4 protein-coding genes are annotated in these 4,321 nt (G+C 66.5%); 1 reads left to right on the top strand and 3 read right to left on the bottom strand.

What is annotated here, in order from left to right:
• The 3 genes from EB084_20620 to EB084_20610 form a co-directional block, all read right to left on the bottom strand.
• On the bottom strand, positions 1–890 hold an 890-nt coding region (locus EB084_20620), incomplete at its 3' end, for an alcohol dehydrogenase (protein ID NDD30671.1).
• 10 nt (positions 891–900) lie between these two features.
• Complete coding sequence (locus EB084_20615) at positions 901–1,401, bottom strand: hypothetical protein (protein NDD30670.1); 501 nt, start codon at positions 1,399–1,401, stop codon at positions 901–903.
• A 91-nt stretch (positions 1,402–1,492) separates the two neighbouring features.
• The gene (locus EB084_20610; protein NDD30669.1) at positions 1,493–2,923 is read right to left on the bottom strand and encodes an MFS transporter; all 1,431 of its coding nucleotides are present in this window, start codon (positions 2,921–2,923) and stop codon (positions 1,493–1,495) included.
• Between the two features lie 420 nt (positions 2,924–3,343).
• On the opposite strand from EB084_20610, the gene EB084_20605 reads away from it, so the two are divergent.
• Positions 3,344–4,321 (top strand): hypothetical protein (locus EB084_20605; protein NDD30668.1); only part of this gene is annotated, 978 nt, incomplete at its 3' end.

Below are 4,321 nucleotides of genomic sequence, written 5' to 3'. Positions count from 1 at the left end.
TGCAGGGCGTCGACATCGATCGCCCCGGAGGCGAGAGCCCGCAGCGCAGGTTCGAAGGGACCACAACGCGAGCCGAACACGTTGATCTCGTCGATGACAAGCGGCGCGAGATCGAGGCTCACGCTGTCCGCGCAGGTGGTCTTGAGCACGAGCGTCCCACGCGGACGCACCGCCGTGCGCGCGAGCGCAAACCCGCCCACGCTGCCGCTGCAGTCGACCACGATGTCGCGCTGCGCCTGACGTCCGCCCTCGCGCAGGCGCGCGGTGAAGCCGTCGAGCCGGCAGGTGGCGATACCGCGACGCGCGGCGATGTCGAGCTTCGATTCATGCCTGCCCACCAGCTCGAGCGCACAGGCCGTGCCCTGCAGCACCTGGGCGACCAGCAGGCCGAGCTTGCCATCGCCGAGCACGGTCACGCGATCGGTGGGGCGCACGTGCAGCCGCTCGGTGATGGCAAAGGCGGCCGCAAGCGGCTCGGTGAAGGCGGCGCGGGGCGTGCTCACCGAATCGGGCACGCGGTGGAGGTTCTCGATGGGCATGGCTACATAGTCGGCAAACGTGCCCGCGCGACCGAGAATGCCGAGAACCGTGCGATCAGGACAGTGGCGGGAATCGCCGGCGCGACAATCCGGACAGGCGCCGCACCCGCAGTTGATCTCCCCCACCACCCGTGCGCCAACCCAGGACGCATCGTCACAGACCTCCACGCGCCCCACGAACTCGTGCCCCGGCACGCCGTGAAACTGCATGTATCCCCGAGCGAGCTCGAGATCGGTGTTGCACACCCCCGCGCGGAGCACCCGCACGAGCGCCTCACCCGGCCCTGCAACGGGCATCGGGAGGTCAGTGGCCAGGCGAACCGACCCGTCGCTGATGGTCAGCCCGCGCACGTCGACCGCCTCACAGGGGAGAGCCCGCGGCAATCAGCGCGCTGCGAAGCCCGTGCAGCCCGATGGCGAGGAAGAGCAGCCATGCCCCAGACACGAACAGGACCCCGGCCGTGAGCTTGTTGAGACGAGCCCGACGGGCGTCATCCGGTACGAGTGAGATGGCAAGCGTAACGAGCACCACGGCCCCGATCACGCCCCACGCGAGCGCGGGCGGCGCCGTCGCAGTCGCGTCGACCAGTCGCCCCAGCGCCTCGGGTGCTTGCAACCGGTATCCACGGCAGACGTTCACACCCTCACCGATGAGGTCGAGGGCGAGATGCGAGATGAAGGCCGCCAGGGTGCACGCCCCCGTCAGCATGAGGGAACGGGCGCGACTCTCCTGCGCCGCCTGCTCTCCTAGCGGCTGATGCATCACGAACAGACCGTAGGTCAAGGCGCAGATGCTGAACAGCCCCAGCGACACGATGGACGTGAGCATGCGCTGGAGGGCGACGGCCATCTGATCACTCATGCGGGCCGAGGTTCGCCGGCCTTGTGGGCTTTCCTGTAGCGCACCATGTACAGCGCGTGACGTCGACAGCCCCCAGCGGCCTGGTGCTGCATCACTGCGACCGTTGCGCCTCTCTGCTCCCGATCCAGACCCCGTAGCAGAAGATCCCGAACGCGGCGACGATGCCCACCCCGCCCATGATGTACCACACCGTGCCGGGCGCGTGCAGATCGCGCAAGCCCTGGGTCAGCATCTCCGGCGTCTGACCGGTGACCTTGACCAGGTAGTTGAACGCCTGCCCGGAAGGGATCAGTGCCACGTCTTGCGTCGGGAAGCCCATGGCCACCAGCTGGTCGCGAGAGAACAGGTCCTTCGACGAATACTGATCGTAGAGGCTCGTGCCGTACTTGCCCTCGAGGGTCCACCCCACAGCCAGGGAGATCTGCGAGAACCCGAGATACATGGCCTTCTTCCCCTCGGGCGCGAAGTTGCCGATGAACTCGGAGAACTTGGGACTCGAGAGCATCTCGCCCACACTGAAGACGGCGATGGCCCCCACCGACACCCAGCCCAGCGTCGAGTAGCCGGACATGAACATGGCCGCGCTGGCCAGAAGCGTGCCCACCACCATCGACGTCGTGGCCCGCATCTTGCCGCTGATGTAGGCGAAGAGAAAGCACGTGGTCATGATGAGCCCGGCGTTGAGGTTGAGCATGCCCTCCGGCATGATGTGGCGACCGTCATTGCTCATCACGACGAAGAACTTGACCACCGGATTCGTGGCGCCACCGCTTCCGAACAGGGTGGTGACGATGTCGTGGGTGTCGACCCAGTCCTCGATGTAGGCTGGCAGAACGTCGAAGAGCGCGTTGAACATGAACCAGAACCCGCTGAAGATGCCGAGATAGACGAAGACCTTCGGCTGGAGGATCTCGAGCAGCGAATCGACCAGCAGGTTGGGACCCTGCGTCCCCTCTTCCTTCTCGCGCGCCTGTCGCTCGAGGCGCTTCTCGAGACCGGGCTCACGGTACGTGAGCAGCAACAGGAAGTTCAGGCAGATGATGGCCGCGCAGGCGAAGAACACGTTGCGCCACGCCATCTTTCGCATCAGACCGGCAACCAGGGGCCCGAGGAACCCACCGATGTTCACCGTCTGGTAGAAGATGCCCCAGGCCATGGAGCTGTTCTCCCGGTTGGTGGCGTTCACCAGCGTCCCCTGGATGCCCGGCTTGAACACCGCCGTGCCGAGCGCCAGGAGGATGGCCCCCATGAAGAAGCCTTCGTAGGTGGGCAGGAAGGCCATGGTGAGATAGCCGCAGATCTTGATGCAGGTCGAGACGAAGATGGTCTGCTTGTAGCCGTAGCGGTCAGAGAGGCCGCCGGTGAACACGGGCACGATGGACTGCGTCAGCGCCCACCACGACAGCAGCACGCCGAAGGTGCTCATCGAGACCCCCAGACCGCCCTCGCTGGCGGGGGCCTTCGCGTACTGGGTGGCTACCGCCTTCACGCCATAGTAGGCCAGGCGCTCGACCATCTCCATGGCGCCCACGACCCAGAACACGTAGCCCAGGCTCGCAATGGCAGCCACCAGGCCCAGCTGCTTGACACTGTCTGCGCTCGACGAGTCGTCGCGCGACTCAGCGATGCGCGGGGCTTCGAGAGATGCAGCGCGCAGGGGAATGCTGCCCTCAGACCGATCTTCCGACGTGAACTGGCTCACCGCTGTGCTCCTTCTTGACGCGTTCCGGCGCCCTGTGCGTGGGGGGCGCAAGTCGAGATTGTACCATGCCGCGGGGCGCGACCGATTGACGAATTGTTAACTGTGATGGGCCCGTGGCATCTCGCACGCGCAGCGCACCCTTACGGCAGCAGGCAGGGTGTGCTATGCTCTTCGGAACGGTATTCGACCGACCATGAAACCCACGCCGCCCCGCCGGCTTGAAGGGCAGACCAAGAACGCATGCGCATTGAACTGCTCCTGAAGATCATCGGTTCGGCCATTGTGCGGTGCGCCCTGCGAACGAAACGGACGGCGCGAACGCCGGCGCGAACCCTGACCCTTGCGCTCTGCGGCGTTGCGCTCGCTGCGATGGCGTGGCTGAATGCCTCTCCGGCTGACGCACAGCGGGGAGACCGCGTCGCCGGCTTCGGCATCCCGAGCTTCGGCCTGCCTGGCCCGCTCAACGCGGTGGGCGACATGGCCATCCGAGCCGCCCTGTCTGAGTTCGGCAGATCGCTGCGCGGGCAGATGCCCATCGATGTCTCGCCAGACGACGCCTACCCGACGTGCCCGCTGCCCGGAACGACGTTCTCGCCAGGATCGACGATCCCCAACCTCGCCGGCCTCCTGGCCGCATCGCAAGACGGCACCGTGCGCCTTGCGGCGGGCGACTACGCCTTCCCGGTCGACGTCTTCTGCATGAAGGCCCACGCCGGAAGCCCAAGCGGACATCGCTATCTCGTGGCCCCCCTCAAGGGCAGCGCGGCCGACATCTTTTGCACCCTGAATGCCCGGCTGCCCGCGTTTCGCCTCGACCACCACGCGGTGCAGGTGCTGTCGTGGAACATCCAGGCCGGTCTCGGGTACAGCGACATGCAACCGCCGCAGCGCGCCATCGTCGATCAGGTGATACCGGACCTGCGCCCACGGCTCACGGGCGATACCTTCGAGAAGATGCAGCGACAGTTCGATCAGATCGCGTCGGGCGTTCCCGGAATGCCCTCGTTCGGGAGCGCGCTTGGCCGCTGCGGAGCTGCAGGACAGGCCGTCCTTGCCCTGCAGGAGCTGCGACGCGAGATGCTGTCTCCCCCACCGACGTTCGAAGACCTCGCCCGCGCACTGGTGCCGTTCATGCCCCCCATCACCCCCTCGAGCAAGGGCGAGACCCCCTGGAGCCGCTACTCGCCCCGCGTCTTCGTGCGCTTCGTCACGTCCGGC

Source organism: Pseudomonadota bacterium, from assembly GCA_010028905.1.
In the GTDB taxonomy this organism is placed as follows: Bacteria; Vulcanimicrobiota; Xenobia; order RGZZ01; family RGZZ01; genus RGZZ01.
The sequence above is the reverse complement of the archived record's forward strand: the minus strand, read 5'-3'. Positions and strand labels throughout refer to the sequence as shown.